This window comes from Acinetobacter ursingii DSM 16037 = CIP 107286, assembly GCF_000368825.1.
GTDB classification, from domain to species: Bacteria; Pseudomonadota; Gammaproteobacteria; order Pseudomonadales; family Moraxellaceae; genus Acinetobacter; species Acinetobacter ursingii.
Genome location: NZ_KB849719.1, coordinates 138197 through 159596 on the forward strand (window position 1 = coordinate 138197; position 21400 = coordinate 159596).

Annotated in this window: 23 protein-coding genes; 18 read left to right on the forward strand and 5 right to left on the reverse strand. The window is 41.6% G+C overall.

The window, feature by feature from the left end; translation table 11 throughout:
- Positions 1-8 precede the first annotated feature (8 nt).
- From F944_RS15695 to F944_RS15780, 18 genes are read left to right on the forward strand one after another with little or no spacing between them, the layout of a single operon-like run.
- Complete coding sequence (locus F944_RS15695) at positions 9-254, forward strand: acyl carrier protein (RefSeq protein ID WP_004992699.1); 246 nt, start codon at positions 9-11, stop codon at positions 252-254.
- Positions 254-817, forward strand: coding sequence for a COG4648 family protein (locus F944_RS15700; protein ID WP_004992701.1), 564 nt, complete (start codon positions 254-256; stop codon positions 815-817). Before F944_RS15695 ends, F944_RS15700 begins: the two co-directional genes overlap by 1 nt.
- Entirely contained in the window at positions 798-2474 is a 1677-nt protein-coding gene (locus tag F944_RS15705; RefSeq protein ID WP_004992703.1) for an ApeI family dehydratase, read from the forward strand. The genes F944_RS15700 and F944_RS15705 overlap by 20 nt, the downstream gene beginning before the upstream one ends.
- Positions 2474-3211, forward strand: coding sequence for a glycosyltransferase family 2 protein (locus F944_RS15710; RefSeq protein ID WP_004992706.1), 738 nt, complete (start codon positions 2474-2476; stop codon positions 3209-3211). Before F944_RS15705 ends, F944_RS15710 begins: the two co-directional genes overlap by 1 nt.
- 2 nt (positions 3212-3213) lie before the next feature.
- Positions 3214-4137: an LpxL/LpxP family acyltransferase gene (locus F944_RS15715; protein WP_004992707.1), complete on the forward strand. Its 924-nt coding sequence runs from the start codon at positions 3214-3216 to the stop codon at positions 4135-4137.
- Between the two features lies 1 nt (position 4138).
- Entirely contained in the window at positions 4139-5725 is a 1587-nt protein-coding gene (locus F944_RS15720; RefSeq protein ID WP_004992710.1) for an HAL/PAL/TAL family ammonia-lyase, read from the forward strand.
- Positions 5715-6149, forward strand: coding sequence for an acyl-CoA thioesterase (locus tag F944_RS15725; protein WP_004992712.1), 435 nt, complete (start codon positions 5715-5717; stop codon positions 6147-6149). Before F944_RS15720 ends, F944_RS15725 begins: the two co-directional genes overlap by 11 nt.
- The gene (locus F944_RS15730) at positions 6146-6805 is read left to right on the forward strand and encodes a LolA family protein (protein ID WP_004992713.1); all 660 of its coding nucleotides are present in this window, start codon (positions 6146-6148) and stop codon (positions 6803-6805) included. Before F944_RS15725 ends, F944_RS15730 begins: the two co-directional genes overlap by 4 nt.
- Positions 6774-9104, forward strand: a complete 2331-nt coding sequence (locus F944_RS15735) for an MMPL family transporter (protein WP_004992714.1) — start codon at positions 6774-6776, stop codon at positions 9102-9104. The genes F944_RS15730 and F944_RS15735 overlap by 32 nt, the downstream gene beginning before the upstream one ends.
- 21 nt (positions 9105-9125) lie before the next feature.
- The gene (locus F944_RS15740) at positions 9126-10436 is read left to right on the forward strand and encodes an NAD(P)/FAD-dependent oxidoreductase (RefSeq protein ID WP_004992716.1); all 1311 of its coding nucleotides are present in this window, start codon (positions 9126-9128) and stop codon (positions 10434-10436) included.
- A gap of 1 nt (position 10437) precedes the next feature.
- Entirely contained in the window at positions 10438-10989 is a 552-nt protein-coding gene (locus F944_RS15745) for a DUF3261 domain-containing protein (protein ID WP_004992721.1), read from the forward strand.
- Between the two features lie 5 nt (positions 10990-10994).
- Positions 10995-12209, forward strand: coding sequence for a beta-ketoacyl-[acyl-carrier-protein] synthase family protein (locus F944_RS15750; RefSeq protein WP_004992723.1), 1215 nt, complete (start codon positions 10995-10997; stop codon positions 12207-12209).
- A gap of 2 nt (positions 12210-12211) precedes the next feature.
- Complete coding sequence (locus F944_RS15755; RefSeq protein ID WP_026039868.1) at positions 12212-12649, forward strand: hotdog family protein; 438 nt, start codon at positions 12212-12214, stop codon at positions 12647-12649.
- Positions 12646-13371: a 3-ketoacyl-ACP reductase FabG2 gene (locus F944_RS15760; RefSeq protein WP_004992727.1), complete on the forward strand. Its 726-nt coding sequence runs from the start codon at positions 12646-12648 to the stop codon at positions 13369-13371. The genes F944_RS15755 and F944_RS15760 overlap by 4 nt, the downstream gene beginning before the upstream one ends.
- Positions 13371-14594 (forward strand): beta-ketoacyl-ACP synthase, encoded by a 1224-nt coding sequence (locus F944_RS15765; protein WP_004992730.1) that lies wholly within the window; start codon positions 13371-13373, stop codon positions 14592-14594. The genes F944_RS15760 and F944_RS15765 overlap by 1 nt, the downstream gene beginning before the upstream one ends.
- Before the next feature lie 13 nt (positions 14595-14607).
- Entirely contained in the window at positions 14608-15042 is a 435-nt protein-coding gene (locus F944_RS15770) for a hypothetical protein (protein WP_004992733.1), read from the forward strand.
- A gap of 35 nt (positions 15043-15077) precedes the next feature.
- On the forward strand, positions 15078-15734 hold the full coding sequence (locus tag F944_RS15775; protein WP_004992735.1) for a 4'-phosphopantetheinyl transferase family protein: 657 nt from the start codon (positions 15078-15080) through the stop codon (positions 15732-15734).
- 29 nt (positions 15735-15763) lie between these two features.
- On the forward strand, positions 15764-16039 hold the full coding sequence (locus tag F944_RS15780) for a hypothetical protein (RefSeq protein ID WP_004992737.1): 276 nt from the start codon (positions 15764-15766) through the stop codon (positions 16037-16039).
- A gap of 68 nt (positions 16040-16107) precedes the next feature.
- Here the strand turns inward: F944_RS15780 and secF are convergent, their stop codons facing one another.
- The 5 genes from secF to F944_RS15805 all read right to left on the reverse strand — a co-directional run bounded on the left by secF (position 16108) and on the right by F944_RS15805 (position 21394).
- Entirely contained in the window at positions 16108-17067 is a 960-nt protein-coding gene (gene secF / locus F944_RS15785) for a protein translocase subunit SecF (RefSeq protein ID WP_010588618.1), read from the reverse strand.
- Between the two features lie 8 nt (positions 17068-17075).
- Positions 17076-18977 carry a protein translocase subunit SecD gene (gene secD / locus F944_RS15790; protein WP_004992743.1) on the reverse strand — a complete coding sequence of 634 codons (1902 nt, stop codon included), beginning with the start codon at positions 18975-18977 and terminating at the stop codon, positions 17076-17078.
- A gap of 54 nt (positions 18978-19031) precedes the next feature.
- A complete protein-coding gene (gene yajC, locus F944_RS15795; RefSeq protein WP_004992746.1) occupies positions 19032-19361 on the reverse strand; it encodes a preprotein translocase subunit YajC in 330 nt (109 codons plus the stop codon).
- A gap of 113 nt (positions 19362-19474) precedes the next feature.
- Positions 19475-20605 carry a tRNA guanosine(34) transglycosylase Tgt gene (gene tgt / locus F944_RS15800; RefSeq protein WP_004992748.1) on the reverse strand — a complete coding sequence of 377 codons (1131 nt, stop codon included), beginning with the start codon at positions 20603-20605 and terminating at the stop codon, positions 19475-19477.
- Positions 20606-20827: 222 nt separating this feature from the next.
- The gene (locus tag F944_RS15805; RefSeq protein ID WP_004992751.1) at positions 20828-21394 is read right to left on the reverse strand and encodes a LemA family protein; all 567 of its coding nucleotides are present in this window, start codon (positions 21392-21394) and stop codon (positions 20828-20830) included.
- Positions 21395-21400: the final 6 nt, after the last annotated feature.

Sequence of the window (21400 nt, forward strand, 5' to 3'; positions counted from 1 at the left end):
AGGTAGCTATGTTAAGTCAGGAACACATTCTTTCAACCTTACGTGAATGGATGCAGGATTTATTTGAAATTGAGCCTGAAACAATCCAATTAGAATCCAATCTATATTCGGATCTGGATGTTGATAGTATTGATGCAGTGGATTTAATCGTCAAAATTAAAGAGTTGACAGGGAAGCAGGTCAAACCTGAGGACTTTAAAAATGTCAGAACAGTACACGATGTTGTGACTGTTATTCAGAATATGACCGCTTAATGAATCACTTTTTGAAATGGATAACAGCGATTTTTTTCATTGCTTATCCTTTTATTGTGGGTTGGAGTTTATCCAACGGTCATTTTTTTGCCGTCAGTATATTGTTGGTGATGGTGGGGATGTCACGCCTTGTGTTTAAATCCAATGCATTATTATGGCCACTTTCTATGTTTGCCATTTTATGTGGTGGTTTAAGCGTGATGTTGAATGATCATGCATGGCTTAAATTTTATCCAGTTCTGATGAGTCTAGGCGCTTTGGGTATATTTGCATCGACCTTATGGCGCCCACCTTCCATGATTGAGCGTTTCGCACGCATCATGCAGCCCGATTTACCTGAGTCGGGAGTAAATTGGACGCGAAAAGTCACCATAGTCTGGTGTGGTTTTTTTCTATTCAATGCCGCTATGGCTTGGTGTACGATTGTTTATGCACCGACCCAGATTTGGGTGTTATATAACGGCTTTATTTCTTATGTCCTCATGGGCATTCTTTTACTTGGTGAATTTATTTTAAGAAAACGCCATCAGCGTTTGAACAATAATGATGAACAATTCCTTTAATCCATTTATTCAGTCACAACAGACTTTAGCGATTACCTTTGACCAACAGCAAATTTCTTTTGCTGCATTTTGGCAAGATGTGTCACAGCAGGCGCAATTACTTTCTTTGCGACCTGAATGCATATGGGCGCTTTGGCATCAAGACAGCTATGAATTTTTAGTCTTGTTATTCGCAGCACTTCAAGCAAAGAAAAGGATTGTGTTGCCTCCACATCGGGTGGCACAGCTTGAACAAAATTTAGCTTCACAACATATTTATTTTTTATCACGTCAGACTTTTACTGACGTGAACTCGAATTTCGTACTTGATTTGAGTCAAAATTTTCTTGAGCAAGCGCAGATCGATTTTTACACTTCTGGTTCAACCGGCGAACCGAAACGTATTGAACGCACTTTAGCGCAATTGTTTAAGGAAGTGCAGGGACTCGATCAGACATTTTGCTTAACTAAACAAGTCATTGCATTGGCGACGGTTAGCCATCAGCATATTTACGGTTTATTGTTTAAACTGCTCTGGCCATTATTTACAGGACGAAGTTTTTATAGTCCGCAACTGGCTTTCCCAGAAGATGTGATTGCCATACAAAAAAATTTTGCTGAATTTGGACTGCAAAACTATGTGATTTCTAGTCCAGCTTTACTCAAACGTTGGACGTTAGATCTAAAACTCGTAGATAGTCAGGCGGTATTTTCTTCTGGCGGCAAATTGGAAAATGGTGTTCGACCTTTACTCAATTATACGATTACTGAGATTTTAGGAAGTTCAGAGACGGGTGGAATTGCCTATCGAACTGAAGATGAAAGTGTATGGCAAGCCTTTGCAGATGTGAATATTAACATCCAGCAACAGCTTTTAAATGTACAAACTGAACACGCCTTTTGTTCTGACTGGATTGAAACTGGGGATCTGGCAGAATGGGAAAATGCCAATAACCCAAAAACTGGATTTAAATTATTGGGTCGTGCCGATCGTTTGATCAAGCTGGAAGAAAAACGTCTGAGTTTGGATGCGATTGAACAAACGATTCAAACCTTAGCAGCGGTAAAACAATGTCATGCTTTATTGGTAGAGCAGGAACAGCGCCAGTTTTTGGCGTGTATTGTGGTTTTGCACGATGCTGCACGTCAACAGTTACAATGCATAGGTAAACACGCATTTGTGTCTGAGATAAAACAACAATTAAGTGATGGCTTGGAAAATATCGCGATTCCCCGTTTATGGCGATTTTTGACAGAGCTTCCACAAAACACTCAGTCAAAATTGGATAAACATTATTTAAAAAGTTTGTTTCAGCCGATGCTGCAACCTGTGGTTCTGTCGCAGTTACAAGCAAGTGAATGTCATCAACTGAAACTGGAATTTATGCCCGAACTGCTATGTTTTAAAGGTCATTTTCCAAATCAACCGATCTACCCTGGTGTGGGGCAGATTGGATTTATTCAGACATTTGCCAGACAAATCTGGGGTGATTTAGATTGGTGCAATGGTTATGAACAACTTAAATTTCAACATCTGATTGAGCCGTATCATGTTATTGAGTTAAAACTGACGCGCAAACAGCATAAAGTGAGTTTTGAGCTATCTGATGTACAGCAAACTTTGGCATCAGGGCGTTTGTTATTTGCATTGAAAGATTCGGATGAGGAGACAGTTTGATGCAAACTTACGGTTTTGTTATTCCTGTATTTAATCATCCGCATTATCTTGATGAATTAATGGCAGCTCTAAGCCAGTATCATTTACCTATAATTGTGGTGAATGATGGTAGTCATGATGAATGTACCATGCGATTGAGAGCATTGGATCAGGCTTATGCGCAGCTTCATTTAATTGAGCATGATCATAATCAAGGTAAAGGTCAGGCGGTCATTACGGGGTTGAATTATGCAGGGCAAATGGGGCTCAGCCATGCTTTGCAATTAGATGCGGATGGACAACATCAGTGGACAGATATTGATCAGTTTTTGCAGTTATCGCAGCAACATCCTGATGCTGTGGTGATTGGACAGCCTGTATTTGATTTATCCGTCCCCAAAAAACGCTTGTATGGGCGATATGTCACGCATGTCTGGGTTTGGATTAATAGTTTGTCTTTCGATATTAAAGACAGCATGTGTGGTTTCCGGATCTATCCTTTAGCACCAACATTAAAAATTTTAAAACAAGCAAAGTTCCAACCACGTATGGGCTTCGACAGTGAAATCTTAGTCCGTCTAAAGTGGGAAAATGCCAAATTTATCAATATCCCAACGCCTGTGATTTATCCAGAACATGGGATTTCTCATTTTGATGTTTGGCGCGATAATCTGGGAATGAGTCAGGCACATGCGCGCTTATTTGCGGGTATGTTATGGCGTTTGCCTAAACTCATTAAACAAAAAATACAAGGCTAAACATGCAGCGCCAATCTTCGAACTGGAGCGATCGTAAAGAGCGAGGTGGACTGGGGCTACTCACGCTAGTGCTCTATTTTTATCGTTTGGGTGGGCGTTGGTTATGTAGGGTCGTATTGTACTTTATTATTCTGTGGTATTGGCTGTTTGCAGTTTCTGCACGGCAGGCGTCACTTGATTATTTGCGTCAATTACATGTATTTGCAGGTGGTCATTCACCATTTTCGGTTTTACCGTCTTGGGCAAATAGCTATCAGCATTTTATCCAGTTCGGAATCAGTATTTTGGATAAAATGGAAGGGTGGCTTGGGAATATCCCTGAACAACAGTTACAGTTGTTTGGTCATCAGCATTTTCAACGGGCTTACCAGAAAGGCGCATTATTAGTCGTATCGCATTTTGGCAATATTGAATTGTTACGTGCTGTTAAATCTGAGCATCCGCAGAAAATTAATGTATTGGTCTATCAAAAACACGCCACACAATTTAATGCTTTTCTGAAAAAACTCAATGATCAGTCGGATGTGAATCTGATTTCTGTCGATGAATTGGGACTAGAAACAGCCATTTTATTAGAAGAAAAAATGCAACAAGGTGAATGGGTGATTGTCGCGGCAGATCGTGCGCCTGTGCAGTCTAGTCGCGTTCAACAGATTGAATTTTTTGGTAAAGATGCACTATGGCCACAGGGTGCATGGATACTGGCAAGTTTACTCAAAGTGCCTGTTTTGGCGGTGTTTTGTTATCGACAGCAGCAACATTTTGAAGTGCATATTCATAAAATTGCAGATGTCATCGATTTACCGCGAAAGACCCGTATGCAAGCCATGCAAACGGTGACCCGACAATATGTGGCTTTGCTTGAGCAGCATTGCTTACGCGCACCGTATCAATGGTTTAATTTTTATCATTTTTGGACGAAGTAAATTGAATAACAGTATTTTAAATACGGGCATAGAACAATTCATTACCGTAGGGATAGAGCCATTAACTATTGAAGATGTAGTGCGTGTTGCACATGGGCATTGTCAGGTTTCATTACCCCAACAACAAACGTGGCGTGATTTTATTCAAAAAGGCGCTGACTTTCTGGATGAATTATTAGAGCAGGAAGGGGTTATTTACGGGGTTACAACAGGTTATGGAGATTCTTGTTTAGTTGAGGTGCCTGCGCATCAGGTGAATGAACTGCCTTTACATCTTTCTCGTTTTCATGGCTGTGGCCTAGGTAAAAATTTGGAATTGGTGACTGCGCGCGCTGTAGTCGTTACGCGATTATGTTCTTTGGCAAGAGGTTATTCTGGGGTTTCACTGGCGTTATTAGAGCGTCTAGTCTGGTTACTCAATAAAAATGTAATTCCTGTCATTCCATCCGAAGGTTCTGTTGGCGCGAGTGGCGATTTAACCCCGCTTTCTTATATTGCGGGGGTATTGGTCGGTGAGCGAGATGTCTATTACCAAGGTCAAATTGTACCTGTCCAACAGGTGTATAAAGCAAAAGGTATCGAGCCTTTGATTCTGCGCCCTAAAGAGGGACTGGCTTTGATGAATGGAACAGCAGTCATGACAGCAATGGCATGTTTAAATTATAAACGTGCTGAGCAAGTTACCCATGCTGCAACATTAATTACTGCTTTAAATGTTTTGGCATTGGAAGGGAATCCAACACATTTTGATGAAGTGCTTTTTGCTCAAAAGCCACATGCGGGGCAACAGAAAGTTGCAGCACAATTACGTGACTGGCTAGAAAGCGAAGTACAGACAGCCCACCAAAGTCCACGTTTGCAGGATCGTTACTCATTACGTTGTGCACCGCATATTATTGGTGTTTTTGAAGATTCTAAAGTTTGGTTACGTCAATTTATTGAAAACGAATTGAATTCGAGTAATGACAATCCTTTGATTGATCCTCTCAATCTGCGTGTTTTGCATGGCGGACATTTTTATGGTGGACATATTGCGCAAGCGATGGATAGTTTAAAAATCATGATTGCCAATATTGCCGATTTATTGGATCGGCAATTAGCGCAATTGGTCGATCATAAAATGAACCATGGCTTACCGCGTAATTTAACGGGTGCAACAGCAGACCGCTTACCTTTAAATCATGGTTTTAAAGCGGTACAAATTGGCGTATCTGCATGGACAGCCGAAGCATTGAAACAAACCTTATCGGCCTCCATTTTTTCGCGTTCAACGGAATGTCACAATCAGGATAAAGTCAGCATGGGCACAATTGCGGCACGAGATGCTGAACGTGTGATTATATTGACTGAACAAGTGGTCGCTGCCTTATGTTGTGCCAGTGTGCAGGCGATTCATTTAAAAGGCTTAAAGCAACAGCTTTCGCCAGTGCTGCGAGCATTTATGGACTGGACCTTACACAGTTTTGCATTGGTGGTGGAAGACCGACCATTACAAACTGAATTACAACAAATGATTGATCGTTTTGCCAACTTTGAACTGTCTAATACGGATTGGATGCTGCAACAGGAGCAAGCTTATGCAAGCTGAAGTCGTTATTGAGGTTCCTTTTCATGATGTGGATATTATGAATGTGGTTTGGCATGGGCATTATCTGAAATATTTTGAAATCGCCCGCTGTAAGCTTTTGGATCAGTTTCATTATAACTATATGCAAATGCAGGCTTCAGGTTATGCGTGGCCTGTGATTGAAAGCCATGTACGCTATGTACAAGGTATTCAGTTTGAGCAAAAAATTCGGATACGTGCGATTTTAAAAGAGTGGGAAAATCGTTTAAAAATTGATTATGTGATTTTTGATGAAGCGACTGGAAAACGACTGACTAAAGGTTATACCACGCAGGTCGCCGTTGAAATTCAAACACGGGAAATGTGTTTTCAGTCTCCGCAAGTATTATTTGATTGTCTGAATGCATGGTCTGAGTTTCAACCCGCGCAGGAGCAAAAACCATGATGGCTGCTATTCTAAATGAACATAAAAAAAGATTTAATTTTGTTCTACTCACAACTTTCGTATTTTGGGTTTTAAGTCTTTCGGTTACTGTGCAGGCAGCTTCGCCACAAGCTGAACAGATTTTTAAACAGCTTTCACAAACCACGCTGGTACGAGCCAAATTTGAACAGCAAAAAAAACTGGTATCTCTCCAAAAAACTTTTGTTTCCAACGGTGATGTGGTTTTTTCTAAAAGCAACGGTGTGCTGTGGCAGTTACAGCGTCCAGTCCAAGCAGACCTTGTAGTAACGCCCAAAAAACTGGTTCAAAAAACAGCAAACACCATGAGTCAGCTTGACGTCAGCAAGTCGCCTTATGGTTCAGTGGCGACTTTATTTTTGCAATTGATGTCGGGCAACTCAGCACTTTTAGATCAACATTTTACCGTCAATAAAACCAGTATCACAGCACAAGGTTGGTCAATTAGTTTGCGTCCTAAAAGCAGCTTATTTAAAAAGTTATTTGTACAGGTGGATGTACAGGGACAACAATATGTAAATCAAATTATTATCGCAGAACAAGGTCGTAATATAACCACGATTCATTTTAGTCAGCAACATTCACAACCAGCGGCACTCACGACTGATGAACAAGCACTTTTCCAATTGGCAAAATAAATGTAGCGTGGTCTGGCTGGTCATACTCGTGGTGATCAGTTTGATCATGGGCGTGGCATGGCTAAAAAAAGAGATTCATATTCAGACCAATATTTTTGCTTTACTACCTAAACTGAATCAGGATACAGATTTAGCTGAGACGCAGCACTATGTCAGTGAACAGTTAAATAGTAATATTTTTGTCGTGATTGATGCTAAAGATAGTCAACAATTACAACAAGCAACGGATGATTTACAACGTGCTGTGAGCCAAAGCTCGTTGTTTGAACCGTTACAGCCACAAGTAGATACGGAACAACTCGGGCGAATTTTATATCAGCACCGTGCAGGTTTACTCAGTACGGATGATCAGCAGTTACTTGATCAAAAAGATTATGCAAGTTTAACTGAAAAAAGCCTGATGCAATTGTTTACACCGGGTTTGCCGATTAGCGCAGAGAGCTTAAAACAAGATCCATTCATGCTGTTTAGCCGTTATTTGCTTGGAGTGAGTCAACAAGTACAACATGACAATGTCGAACTGGAAAACGGTTTTGCTACGATTCATGATCACGACAAAATTTCACGGTTGTTTAGCCTAAAATTAAAACAAAGCCCTTATAACATTGATTATCAAGAGCAGGCTTCAGCGTGGATTGATACGACGCAACAACACCTTGCCCAGATGAATGTTAAAAGTCACTGGACGGGCACTTTATTATTTTCCAACTATGGTACGCAGTCGGCAAAACAGGAAATTTCGACCATCGGTGTAGGTTCAAGTCTGGGGCTAATGCTATTGGTCTGGTTTGGTTTTCGTTCGTTACGCCCTTTATTGACTGAGTTTGTTGCTGTTTCGACAGGGTGTTTAGTGGCTTTCGCCGCCACTCACTGGATATTTGGTGAAATCCATCTGATGACCTTGGTGTTTGGGGCAAGTCTAATTGGTGTCTGTGTCGATTTTTCCTTTTACTTTATGGCAATGCAATCTCAGCACCGCAAGCTGAGTGGTTTTGAAGTTCTACGTCCGCTATTGCCGAGCTTGTTTATGGGATTGATGACCACCATCGTGGCCTATGTGTTTTTGAGTTTTACGCCATTTCCGGGCTTTAAACAAATCGCAGTGTTTTCCATTGTGGGTCTGGCTTCGGCGTGGTTGACCAGTATTTTATTATTGCCGCGTTTACCTGCCTTAAATGCTGAACCTGCCATTCAACGATTAAAGTGGATTGGTGAATTTAGAATCTGGTTTCAGCAGCATCGCCTAATTCGCTATGTCACTTTGCTGAGTATTCTATTCCTTGGTGGAAGCAGTCTATTTTTCTTAAAAACCAATGATGATATTCGCAATTTGCAAAGTATGGATAAATCCTTAAAGCAAGAAGACCAGTATGTGCGTGAACGCTTTATGGGGCAGCAGGGTAGCGACTATTTTGTGGTGCGGGGGCGTACGCCAGAACAAATGCAAGCCAATGAACAAGTATTGATTCAAAAGTTACAGCATTTACAACATCAAGATCAACTCACAAGTTTTCAGGCTTTAGGACAATGGATTCCTACGCAGCAACAACAGCAACAAAATATTGCCCAGCTTCAGTCGATTCCAGAATCTGTGTTAGAGCAGTACGCGCAAAATATGGGCTTACCCGTAAATGACGTAAAAGCATGGCAGCAACAATTAGCTACTTTACCTTTATTGTCACTACAGGATTTTAAGCAGCATCCATTGGCCTTTTTACAAGTTCGTTCTAATGAGCGTTTGGTACTTTTAAACGGAGTTAAGCATCTAAATGCTTTAAAACAATTGCAAAACGAGCAAATAATTTTACAGCAACCCATGAATCAGTTATCCGATTTATTTAAACAACACCGTTTACAGGCACAATCTTTATTTATCTATGCCCTGATTGCGTTGGCGATCGGTCTAGGTGTGATTTATGGCTGGCGCTCTATTGTGCCGTTGGTGATGCCAGTGAGTCTGGCATTACTTACGACTTTTGCGATACAGGCTTGGTTAGGAGTTGAACTTAATTTATTTAGTATCATGGGGACTTTTCTAATTGTGGGGATTGGTGTGGATTATGCGATTTTTTATCGACATGGCCATGATCATCCGCAAGTGGTTGGAATGGCATTATTCTTATGTATGATGTCAACTTTGCTCGGCTTTGGTTTATTATCATTGAGTCATACTTATGCGATTCATTGTTTTGGTTTAACGGTACTTTTTGGGGTCATTTTTTCATTTATTTATGCCACGTTGTTTACGCCATCGGATGAGCAACATGTGGTGATTTCACGTTATCAGTCAAAGAACTGAGATTAAAAAGGTCAATGTGCCATGCAAAATTTGCAACAAAATACGATACAACAAACAGATGTCATGATTATTGGGGCAGGACCATCTGGCAGTTCAGCAGCCGCTTTATTACGTCAAAAAGGTTTTAAAGTCTGCATCATTGAGAAACAGCATTTTCCGCGTTTTTCGATAGGAGAATCTTTATTGCCTCAATGTATGGTCTTTTTAGAAGAAGCGGGTTTATTAGATACTGTACGCGACCATGTTGAAAAATGCGCCTTTCAATTTAAAAATGGTGCAGCATTTTTACGTGGAAAACAACGTAGCTTTTATGATTTTACCCAAAAGTTTAGTGAAGGGCCTGGCACGACATGGCAAGTTCGTCGCGCTGATTTTGATCGCTTATTGGCCGAGCAGGCACAAGCTTTAGGTACAGATATTCGATTTGGGCACGAAGTCATTGCAGTCGATGTTGAAACAGCACAGCCGATTTTAACGATTCAACCTGAACAGGGTGACTCCTATCAACTACAGGCAAAATTTTTATTGGATGCCAGTGGTTTTGGACGAATCTTACCTAAATTTTTAGATTTAGAAGCGCCTTCGAGTTTTCCTGTACGCCGTGCATTGTTTACCCATATTGAAGATGGTATTGCTAACAATCCTGAATTTGATCGTCATAAAATCCTGATTACTGTGCATGAAAAAAATCATCGGGCATGGTTTTGGTTGATTCCTTTTGCAGATGGACGAAGTTCATTTGGTGTGGTTGCCGAGCAGGATTTTTTTAATGACTATCTGACTGGCAATGCCGAGCAGGATCAAAATGAAGTTTTACTGAAACGAATTTTAGCAGATGATGAGAGCCTGTCTAAAATTCTAGCACAGGCTAAATTTGATACACCTGTGCGAACATTGGTCGGTTATTCGGCTGATGTCAAACATCTGGCACAGCCCAATTATGCCTTGTTAGGTAATGCAGGAGAGTTTTTAGATCCAGTATTTTCATCAGGTGTAACCATTGCGTTGAAATCTTCTAGTTTGGCGGTTCCATTGGTGGAACGTGCGATCAAGGGAGAGCAAATCGACTGGTTAACAGAGTATGAGCAACCCCTTCGTCAGGGAATCAGCGTTTTTCGTGCCTATGTGGAAGCATGGTATACGGGCGAGTTTCAGGATGTGGTATTTTCCACACATAAAAATCCTGAGATTGAACGGATGATCGCGTCACTTCTGGCAGGTTATGCATGGGACGAACGTAATCCGATGTATAGAAATGCCAAACGTCGCCTCGCCACTCTGGCTGAATATTGTCGTGAAGACGCTTCTCCAGCACAGTTATCGGAAATTTAAGATGTCATCGATTCGCTTGCTGTTATTGAGTTGTATATTTACGGCATGTACAGCTTGTCAACAGCTCATGCCGAAAGCTGTAGGTCTTGAAAATGCGACATGGCAACAGCAAGCGTATCAGCGTCAGGATCAGGTAGATGTGCAATGGCATGGAAAGAGTTTTAGTTTTCTACTCTATCAGCAGCAACAGGGACAGGTATTAGAACTCATTGCTTTAAGTTTAACGGGACAGCAATTATTTCAGATTGAATATAATGGTCAGCATATTCAGGTGAAACAGCGTATCGAACAAATGCGTTTATTACCGTTTGAATTTTTAATTCGGGATATTTTGCTGGCAACCTATCCTGATTTTGCCCAACAACAAGCCATGATCCATCCTGAGCTTATTCAGGATCAAATCTATGCAGCAGGTGGCGAAATTTATATTCAAAAAAAATTGGTTTTGAAGATTCAATATCTATCAAAAGATAAGATGGAACTCGAAAATGTACAGGTGCCTTATCAAATGACGTTTTCACCGATTGAAAATACTTTACAGTCCAATGAATAGATAAAATGATGCAACAAAAACAACATTCTTCTGCTGTTGGCATTCAACTGAGCAGTAGCCTTTCGGCTTTAGGCAATTGTCCTGAACAGTTGCATCAGCGTTTAACCCTGCCAGAAACCAGCTTATCTATACAATCTGAATGGCTGCCTGAGCGTTCAGTTTGGGTAGGGGCATATACAGGACATTTGATAGAAAACTTACCAAATGACTGTGAAGCTTGGATGTCCCGTAATTTACGTTTTGCTGTGACGGCTTTACAACAAATTGAAATCCCTTTGCGAGATTTAACAGCCAACATCCATCCTCATCGTTTAGCGATTGTCATGGGAACATCGACTTCGGGTATTGGCGATAATGAACCGCTTCTAGCAGAATATTTTCATGGCAAAACCGAGCTGATGATTGATCATCATAAACAGGAAATGAATGCACTGGCCAAAGGTCTACAGGCCTATTTAGGTTGGCAGGGTACAGCTTACACAGTTTCAACCGCATGTTCATCCAGCGCCAAAGCATTTATTGCCGGACAACGTTTACTCAATGCAAATCTGGCTGATGCTGTTTTGGTGGGCGGCGTTGATACACTATGTCGTTTAACTTTAAATGGTTTTAATAGTCTGGACAGTTTATCTGAGGATATTTGTCAACCCTGTGGCATAGGACGGGATGGCATTAATATTGGCGAAGCCGCCAGTTTGTTTTTATTGACCAAAGATTCTGCTCCAGTAATGTTTCTTGGTGGTGGTGAATCGATGGATGCATGGCATATTTCTGCACCGCATCCAGAAGGACTAGGGGCGGCTCAAGCGATGCAACGCGCTTTGGCGGATGCTCAGTTGAATGCCAGTCAGATTGATTATTTGAATTTGCATGGTACAGCCACACCGCAAAATGATGTGATGGAAATTAAGGCGGTACGGCAGGTTTTTGCAGATGATCGTGTGCCGATGAGTAGCACCAAACATAAAACAGGACATTGTCTGGGGGCTGCGGGTGCCGTTGAAGCTTATATTTGCCAACAGGTTCTGCTCGATCAGACATGGTTACCGTTGCATCAACAAGGTGAAATTGATCCTGCGCTTGCAGATCAACATTTTGTTCATCACAGTAAGGTCAGTCCACAAACAGTTGTTGATCGACCTTTAAATTATGTCATGAGCAATTCATTTGCTTTCGGTGGCAGTAATGTCAGTTTGATTTTTGGAAGAACTTTGCCATGAATATTCAGCAAAAAGCAATTGAATATATTCCTCATCAAGAACCAATGGTGTTTATCGATGATTTGGTCGAGATATCTGAACAATCTGCCGTTGCCAATCTGAACGTTCGTGCAGCACTCTTATTTTGTGAAGCAGAGGGTTTACCTACATGGTCGAGTATCGAGCTGATGGCACAAACCATTAGTGCCTATTCAGGATGGAAAGGGCAACAACAAGGCAATATTCCCAAAGTTGGTTTTTTATTGGGAACACGTAAATTAAATCTGCCCGTGCCTTTTTTTGAAATGGGAAGTACCTTGATCATTCGAGTCGAGCAGCAATATTTGCATGAAGGTTTGGGACAATTTGCCTGTGAGATTGCGTACAAAAATCATAAAATCTCAGCCCTCTTAAGTGTTTATGAGCCGACAGGCGATCAAGATAATAAGGAAAATGTGTGAATAGACGAATTTTAGTCACTGGCTCAAGTCGGGGAATTGGTAAAGCGATTGCTTTGCAATTAGCACAGGCAGGTTTTGATGTTACGGTTCATGCGCGTTCGCGTATTGAAGAAGCGCAGGCTGTAGCACAGCAAATTCAAGATTTGGGACGAAACAGCCACGTATTGATGTTTGACGTGACTGAACGTGAAGTTGTGCGTCAGATGCTTGAGCAAGATGTTGAAACTCATGGTGCATTTTATGGTGTCGTCTTAAATGCGGGTTTAACTCATGATGCTGCTTTTCCAGCATTAAGTGATCATGAATGGGATGACGTGATTTCGACCTCTCTGGATGGTTTTTATAATGTGCTTAAACCGTTAATTATGCCCATGATTCATTTGAAAAAAGGGGGGCGTATCGTGACTTTGTCTTCAGTTTCTGGGGTGATGGGTAATCGTGGTCAGGTCAATTATAGTGCAGCAAAAGCAGGCTTAATTGGGGCGACCAAAGCTTTATCACTAGAGTTGGCAAAGCGGAAAATTACGGTCAATTGTGTCGCTCCAGGTTTAATTGAAACTGAAATGGTGACTGAAGAAGTCAAGCAACATGCTTTAAAAATGATTCCATTACAACGTATGGGAAATGTGGACGAAGTTGCCAGTGTCGTGAAATTTTTGTGTTCCGATGATGCATCCTATATCACACGACAAGTGATTTCAGTCAATGGAGGGCTGATCTAATGAAGCGTGTTGTGGTTACAGGGATGGCAGGAATTACTTCGCTTGGTGAAACGGCAGATGCGATTTTTGAACAATTTGCTCAGGCTAAAAGCGGCATTCGTTATATGCCCGATTGGGAAAAATATACTGATTTGCGCACCAAGCTGGGTGGGCCTGTCGAAAGTTTTACGGTTCCCAAACATTTTAATCGCAAAGTCACACGCGGAATGGGCCGAGTAGCCTTAATGTCAGTGGTCTGTGCTGAAAATGCGCTGACAGATGCAGGTTTATTAAATGATCCCATTTTAAAAAGTGGTGATGCAGGTGTGGCATTTGGTTCATCTGCGGGAAGTGTCGATGCCGTACGTGAGTTTGGTTGTATGTTGATTGATAACGACATGAGCCAAATGAATGCGACCACGTATATCCGAATGATGTCACATACCAGTGCGGTGAATATGACCGTTTATTTCGGTTTAAAAGGTCTAACCTTACCGACATCGAGTGCCTGTACTTCAGGTTCTATGGCGATTGGTCAGGCTTTTGAAGCCATAAAATATGGCAAACAAACCGTGATGCTGGCTGGCGGCGCAGAGGAACTCAGTGCCGCAGGAGCTGCGGTTTTTGATGTGTTATTGGCCACCAGTGGCATGAATGATCAACCTGAACGAACCCCGCGGCCATTTGATCAAAAACGTGATGGGTTGGTGATTGGTGAGGGAGCTGGTTGCTTAATTTTAGAAGAATATGAGCATGCCAAAGCCCGTGGTGCCAAAATATATGCAGAAATTTTGGGTTATGGCAGCAATACCGATGGACAACACGTCACCCGTCCTGATCAGGAGATGATGGCGCGCTGTATGCAACTCTCTTTAAAAGATGCGGGCGTGACAGCAGATCAGATTGATTATGTTAGTGCACATGGCACCTCGACTGATCAGGGAGATATTGCTGAAACCCAAGCGACCGCGCAAGTGTTGGGGAAAAAACCGATTAGCTCACTGAAAAGTTATTTTGGTCATACGCTTGGGGCTTGTGGCGCGATTGAAGCTTGGCTAAGTATCGAAATGATGCATCGGAAGCAATTCATTCCAACCCTAAATCTAGATGAAGTTGATCCGCTTTGCGGTGATCTGGATTATATTACAGGGCAGGTAAGACCTTTAAATGCCAATATTATCATGAGTAACAATTTTGCTTTTGGGGGAATTAATACCTCCTTGATTTTTAAAAACCTGAAATAAGAGGAATACAACAATGTCACTTAAGAAACAATTCAGCCTTGCTGTACTGTGTATGGGATTAATGGGAACTGTACAGGCAGCAGATCAAGTGCATGATCTAGATTTTAAAGCGGCTGTGGATCGTGCAGTCGCAGATGGGGCGCTAGATGGTTCTGTTAAATTTTATTTGAGTGGAACCAAATCTGGTGGAAGAGTGTTACAGCAAGGTATTGTCACTAACAAAAAGACCAATGGCTTTGCCAAATCGGCAGAAACGTCTTGTGACTGGGTATTACGTTCTGCTTTGATCCAGTTACAAAGTGCAGCAAAGGCTAAAGGCGGCAATGCAGTCACCAATATTGTGAGCTATTTCAAATCCAATGAAGCGAAAAGCACAACCACTTACCAGTGTTATAAAGGTATGGCGGTGGCAAGTGTGGCGCTAAAAGGGGATATTGTTAAGTTTTAACTCAGTCTAAAATAGTTTTATCCGGAAGTGAGCCAATGAACATGAAAAATATTCAAGTGTATATTCGATCATTGGCTGATCTTCTTGAGTTATCCGTTCAGGATTTTGCTAATCGTGCCGAATATCAAGCTTATAAAAAAAACAAAATTTATCAGTATCGTGATGAATTAATTTCAAAATTTTTACATGTGCCTATTTCAAAATTACAATATGCGATTGCGGAGCAAGGTAAACCCTATCTACTTGATCATCCCTTACAATTTAATCATTCGCATAGCCAGAATGACTATGCATTGGCACTGAGTTTAAATGTTCAGGATTTGGGTGTGGATATAGAAAGCCTAGATCGCAAAATCCGCTTTGAAGCACTGGCTCAACATGCTTTTCATCCGCAAGAATACCAATGCTGGAAAGCTTTAGGGGAAGACATCAATTATTGGTTTAAGGTCTGGACCACCAAAGAAGCATTGCTAAAAGCGCATGGTATGGGCATTCGTCTGGATTTAAATACCTTAAATACCCAGATGCATCCAACACACGACAATGGCCAGATTATCGATGAACGTTTAGGTGTATTTGCATATCAATGTTTTGATTTGGGACATGCCATGCTAAGTGTGGCGTGGCGTTCTGGAATGGGATGCGGTCAGTTTATTCTGCCCAATATTCAGATTATAAACATGAATACATAAAACTTTTAGAGAATAAATTGGAAAACCATATGAAATTAAAAATCACTGATCGGGATATCACTTGTCTTTATTATTTATTTTTAATTTGTGCTTTTTGTTCATTCGGTAGTGAACTTTATGAGAAATTTTTTATTGCGAAACGAACGATGGATTTGTCTTCATTTTATACGTTCTTATTTTTTGCCTTATTAACTCGATACTACTATGCGATTGTTTATTTGCTCATAAAGCTTGAGGGTATCAATCAGCAAGAGCGTCAAAGACAATTAGATAGAGAGAAAGAACTAGAAAATAAAGAGCTTTGATCAAATGGATCATCAAAAAAATGCCAGTATTTCACTGGCATTTTTACGTGTTAACTTTTCAAAGATATTTAAGGAATATCATCTTCAAACTCAGGTTTAACCTGAACGATGAAGTCCTGACGGTTTAGGCCGCGCCATAAGGCAAAGGCTGTTCCGATATAAATCGAAGAATAAGTTCCGACAAATACCCCGACACACATAGCGACAGAGAACCATTTTAAGCCATCTCCACCCAAGAACATCATTGACACTACCACAAGGAGTAATGTCATAGAGGTGTGGATAGTACGACGTAAGGTTTCAGTCAAAGCAATATCTACGATTTCACGAGGAGTTGCACCGCGAATCTTACGGAAGTTTTCACGGATACGGTCTGACACGACGATATTATCGTTTAGTGAGAAGCCAATCACTGCCAATACTGCTGCAAGAACAGTCAGGTCAAAAGGCCATTGGAACAATGCAAACGCACCAATGATGATCAGAATGTCATGGAATAATGACATGATCGCACCTAGCGCCAGTTTGAACTCAAAGCGGATGGTGACATAGATGAGCATGAGCAAAAGTGCCAAAGCCACAGCACCCGCAGAACGGATATAAAGCTCATTCCCGACTTGTCCACCAACTGCATCGACTTTGTGTACCATCGCAGTATTGTTTGGAAGTTGAGCCGCTTGAGAAATCGCTTTACCTAAGTCATCTACTTTAATTTCTTGTACAGGCATGCGCACCAGCAGGTCTTTATTACTGCCTAAAGTTTGCACTACAGCATCTTTAAAGCCTGCTTTTTCCAAAGCCTGACTTACCGCAGCTTGATTGACAGGCTGCGAGTAATTAATTTCTGCTGAGATACCCCCCGTAAAATCAAGGCCAAGATTTAAACCTTTGGTCACGATAAAGAAAATACTGGCGAGTGTCAGTAGAATCGAGAAGATTGCCGCTGGTTTGGCGATCTTCATAAATGGGATAATGCGTTCGTTGTCTGGACGGCCGTATTGTTTAGGTTGAGTCACATCAGTCATCATCGATCTCCTTATATGCTCAACTTTTTCAAATTACGACGTTTGCCATAAATGAGTTGGACAATCGCACGAGTTACTGTAATTGCAGTAAACATCGAGCAGACGATACCAATCATCAAGGTGACAGCAAAGCCTTTAATTGGACCTGTCCCAATCGCAAAAAGAATAAATGCAACAAGGAACGTAGTGAGGTTCGAGTCAAAAATGGTGTTATAAGCTCGATCATAACCTGCAACAATGGCTTGTTTGGGCGAAGCACCCCATTTCATTTCTTCTCGTATTCGCTCACAGATCAGGACGTTGGCATCGACGGCCATACCAATGGTGATCACGATCCCTGCAATACCTGGCAGGGTCAGGGAAGCGCCAATCCACGACATGACGGTTAAAATCATGGCAAGGTTAAAGACCAAGGCAAAGTTGGCAATCAAACCAAACAGACGGAAGAACACGATCATCCAGATGGCGACTAAAATAAAGCCGACTTCGGTCGATAAGATACCTTTGTCGATATTTTCCTGACCTAAGCTTGGGCCGACGACACGTTCTTCAACAAAGTACATTGGGGCTGCCAATGCGCCTGCACGTAACATCAATGCAAGTTCAGAAGCTTCTTGTGGAGATGCAAGTCCTGTAATACGGAATTGTGAACCCAAAACGGCTTGAATGGTTGCGGCATTAATGACTACCGACTCTGTATAAGGCGTACGAACTTCAGTTTGCGCCCCTGTCACAGGATCAGCCACATAGCTAATGCGTTGTTTATTTTCAATAAACAATACCGCCATACGTTTGCCGACAGAATTACGTGTAGCATCCGCCATCAGCTTACCACCCGCACTGTCCAGTGTGATGTTCACTTCTGCACCACCTGTATCCTGACTAAAGCCAGAACTTGCATTTTGAACACGTTCACCGGTCAAAATACGGTTACGATTCAGTAATAACTGACGGCCACTATCCAATGATTCATACGCAAAAACTTCTGTACCTGGCGGTAATGGCTGACCATTATATTTTCCTGTGTAGCGGTCAATATATTGATCGTTCTGGTCTGAAACCAAACGGAATTCCAGATTCGCTGTACGGCCTAAAACACGTTTCGCTTCGGCAGTATCCTGTACACCCGGTAATTCCACCACGATGCGGTTATTACCCTGAGTTTGTACCAGTGCTTCTGCCACCCCTAACTCATTAATACGATTGCGCAGTGTGGTTAAGTTCTGATTTACCGCATAAGACTGAATTTCCTGACGACGAGCATCGGTATAAGTCAAACGCAAGCTTGAACCGTTATCCGTTGCCACAGCCTGTTGGGTGAATTCATTGCCATTACGACGTAAGAAATCCATCGCCGCATCACGGTCAGTATTATTGGCAAACTGAACGTTAATCGCATTGTTATTGAGTGAAAGACTATTGAACTTGATGTTGTTGTCGCGGAATTGACGACGAATATCACTCGCCGATGTTTCCATACGTTGCGCAATGGCTTTGTCCATATCAACTTCAAGCAGGAAGTGGACACCACCGCGTAAGTCAAGACCAAGCTTCATCGGCTTCGCCCCAATCTTCTGCAACCATTCTGGGGTTGTGGGTGCAAGATTGAGTGCCACCACGTAGTTTTCACCTAAATCACGACGTAAGACATCCTGCGCTTTCAGCTGATCTTCAGATGAACTTAAACGCAACAAGGCCGCATTGGCACTGAAGGTATTGTCATGGCTTGGGATATGGGCAGTTTTTAAAATTTGCTCTGCTTTTTGTACAATGCTCTGATCAATTTGAGTACCGGCTTTGGCACCTGAAATCTGAACAGCAGGTTCATCTGGATACAAACTTGGCAGCGCGTAGAGTGTACTGATGATGAGTACAACCACAATCAGTACATATTTCCATGCAGGGTAACGCATTCGCTTTCTTCTTAAAATGAAAAAGTCGTGCAACAAGCACGACTGTTTTTATGATTAAAGGTTATTTAGAGTGCCTTCAGGAAGAACTGAAATCACACTTGCGCGTTGAATTTTAACTTCATTACCACGATTCAGTTCAACTACCGCATAATCACCTTCGATTTTGGTGATACGGCCCATCAAACCACCCGCAAAAACGACTTCACTACCAACACCTAGACTCTCAATGAGGGAGCGATGCTCTTTGGCACGTTTAGATTGAGGACGCCAGATCAAGAAATAAAAGATCGCAATAAATACTGCAATCATCAGTAAGTTGGTGACCATGCTTGGGCCTTGTGCCGCTGCTGGTGCTGCGTGAGCAGAAGAAATTAAAAAGCTCATTTCGATTTCCTAAACTTAAAACCTAAATTAAAAAAGGATTGTCAAATCCTGACAAAATACGAGTTCGTTCTGCAATTTACCTTGTCTTTTTGTTGAGCGCAAATCTAGTTGCATCAATCTACAGGACAAGCGGGAACTTCTAAACCACGACGGGTATAAAAGTCTGTCACAAATTCATCGAAAGTCCCGTGATCCAAAGCATTTCGGATATCTTGGGTAAAGCGCTGGTAATAACGTAAGTTATGGATAGTCCCTAACATCGATGCCAGCATTTCACCACATTTTTCAAGATGATACAGATAGGCACGAGTAAAGTTTTTGCAGGTATAACAATCACAATGCGGATCAAGCGGACTTTGATCATGACGATACTTGCTATTACGGATACGCACCAGACCGTCTGTCACAAAGTAGTGTCCATTCCGCGCATTACGGGTGGGCATCACGCAGTCAAACATATCAATCCCGCGACGAATCCCTTCCACAATATCTTCAGGCTTCCCAACGCCCATCAGATAACGTGGTTTATCATGCGGCATTTTATTTGGCAGATAATCCAGCACCTTGATCATTTCATCTTTCGGCTCACCGACTGATAAACCACCAATCGCATAACCATCAAAACCAACTTCAAGCAAGCCATTTAAGGATTCATCACGCAAATCTTCATACATGCCGCCCTGAATAATGCCAAATAAAGCATTGGTATTTTTCAGTTGATCATGATGATGTGTTTTACAGCGTTTTGCCCAACGTAGCGAAAGTTGTAAAGACTTTTGTGCTTCTTCATGGGTTGCAGGATAAGGCGTACACTCATCAAATATCATCACGATATCCGAGTTAAGCACCTGCTGAATTTCCATAGAGATTTCAGGGGACAAAAATACTTTTGAGCCATCAATCGGTGAACGGAACGTCACGCCTTCTTCTTTAATCTTACGCATCGCGCCGAGACTAAACACCTGAAAACCACCAGAATCGGTCAAGATTGGCTTATTCCATTTGATGAAATCGTGCAATCCACCATGCTCTTTGATGACTTCAAGACCAGGGCGCAAGTACAAGTGGAAGGTATTACCCAAAATAATTTGTGCCTGAATTTCTTCAATGTCACGTGGCAACATGCCTTTGACCGTACCATAAGTACCCACGGGCATAAATACAGGAGTTTCAACGATGCCGTGTTCAAGAGTCAAACGGCCACGACGGGCGCGCCCCGACTGACCTAATTTTTCAAACTTCATGCAACTTTCCAAATCGAGGCGAAAAAACAGTTCGCTGATGGCTAAAATAAAGAGCGCTATTTTCCTAGATTTATGCAGGGAGTTCTACTACTAAATGTTATGAGATCGATAAAAAGCCAAATTCTACGATCAACTGTACCTAATATTGCTTTGTCGGTTAGATTGAAGAGCGTGATTCATCACTCAGGATAGAGCAATGATCACTTTATTCAAAACCAGGATTTAAAAATTAGGACGATAATCAAAACTTTGCGCAGCAGCATGATCACGAAATGGACGAATCGATTTCTTGCCTAAGGTTAAAGTATTAATCATATTATTGGGAAATACTTCAATATGATTATTAAACAGTTCGACATTGCGGTTAAAAATGGTGATGGCCGCACTGACATTATCATTTTGCTCATCAATCTCATTCATCATACGTAAATAGATTTCATTGGCTTTGAGTTCAGGGTAGTTTTCTACCACTACATTCAAACTACGCATTAATTCTTTATTTAAGTTTTCAATACGTTGCAATTGAGCAATATCTGTATGATCGACATTCAGGTTAAGAATACTTTGGCGTAACTCAGTGACTTTTTCCAAAGTGCCTTTTTCAAAACTGGCATATTGTTCAACCATTGGTGCAAGTTCGTCCAATACTTTTAATTTTTGCCGTTCATAAGTCGCTACATCAGCCCATGCGCGTTTGGTTGCATTAAAATGCAATACAATTTTATTGCGAATGAAAATACCAAAAATAATAATGACTAAAATAATGAGCAGAAAAATCCACAAACCCATCGTATT

Excerpts from the sequence above, each read along its gene's own strand:
- F944_RS15695 (WP_004992699.1), top strand. The coding sequence starts at position 9 with ATGTTAAGTCAGGAACACATTCTTTCAACCTTACGTGAATGGATGCAG.
- F944_RS15700 (WP_004992701.1), top strand. The coding sequence starts at position 254 with ATGAATCACTTTTTGAAATGGATAACAGCGATTTTTTTCATTGCTTAT.
- F944_RS15705 (WP_004992703.1), top strand. The coding sequence starts at position 798 with ATGATGAACAATTCCTTTAATCCATTTATTCAGTCACAACAGACTTTA.
- F944_RS15710 (WP_004992706.1), top strand. The coding sequence starts at position 2,474 with ATGCAAACTTACGGTTTTGTTATTCCTGTATTTAATCATCCGCATTAT.
- F944_RS15715 (WP_004992707.1), top strand. The coding sequence starts at position 3,214 with ATGCAGCGCCAATCTTCGAACTGGAGCGATCGTAAAGAGCGAGGTGGA.
- F944_RS15725 (WP_004992712.1), top strand. The coding sequence starts at position 5,715 with ATGCAAGCTGAAGTCGTTATTGAGGTTCCTTTTCATGATGTGGATATT.
- F944_RS15730 (WP_004992713.1), top strand. The coding sequence starts at position 6,146 with ATGATGGCTGCTATTCTAAATGAACATAAAAAAAGATTTAATTTTGTT.
- F944_RS15735 (WP_004992714.1), top strand. The coding sequence starts at position 6,774 with ATGAACAAGCACTTTTCCAATTGGCAAAATAAATGTAGCGTGGTCTGG.
- F944_RS15740 (WP_004992716.1), top strand. The coding sequence starts at position 9,126 with ATGCAAAATTTGCAACAAAATACGATACAACAAACAGATGTCATGATT.
- F944_RS15745 (WP_004992721.1), top strand. The coding sequence starts at position 10,438 with ATGTCATCGATTCGCTTGCTGTTATTGAGTTGTATATTTACGGCATGT.
- F944_RS15750 (WP_004992723.1), top strand. The coding sequence starts at position 10,995 with ATGATGCAACAAAAACAACATTCTTCTGCTGTTGGCATTCAACTGAGC.
- F944_RS15765 (WP_004992730.1), top strand. The coding sequence starts at position 13,371 with ATGAAGCGTGTTGTGGTTACAGGGATGGCAGGAATTACTTCGCTTGGT.
- F944_RS15770 (WP_004992733.1), top strand. The coding sequence starts at position 14,608 with ATGTCACTTAAGAAACAATTCAGCCTTGCTGTACTGTGTATGGGATTA.
- F944_RS15775 (WP_004992735.1), top strand. The coding sequence starts at position 15,078 with ATGAACATGAAAAATATTCAAGTGTATATTCGATCATTGGCTGATCTT.
- F944_RS15780 (WP_004992737.1), top strand. The coding sequence starts at position 15,764 with ATGAAATTAAAAATCACTGATCGGGATATCACTTGTCTTTATTATTTA.
- secF (WP_010588618.1), bottom strand. The coding sequence starts at position 17,067 with ATGATGACTGATGTGACTCAACCTAAACAATACGGCCGTCCAGACAAC.
- secD (WP_004992743.1), bottom strand. The coding sequence starts at position 18,977 with ATGCGTTACCCTGCATGGAAATATGTACTGATTGTGGTTGTACTCATC.
- yajC (WP_004992746.1), bottom strand. The coding sequence starts at position 19,361 with ATGAGCTTTTTAATTTCTTCTGCTCACGCAGCACCAGCAGCGGCACAA.
- tgt (WP_004992748.1), bottom strand. The coding sequence starts at position 20,605 with ATGAAGTTTGAAAAATTAGGTCAGTCGGGGCGCGCCCGTCGTGGCCGT.
- F944_RS15805 (WP_004992751.1), bottom strand. The coding sequence starts at position 21,394 with ATGGGTTTGTGGATTTTTCTGCTCATTATTTTAGTCATTATTATTTTT.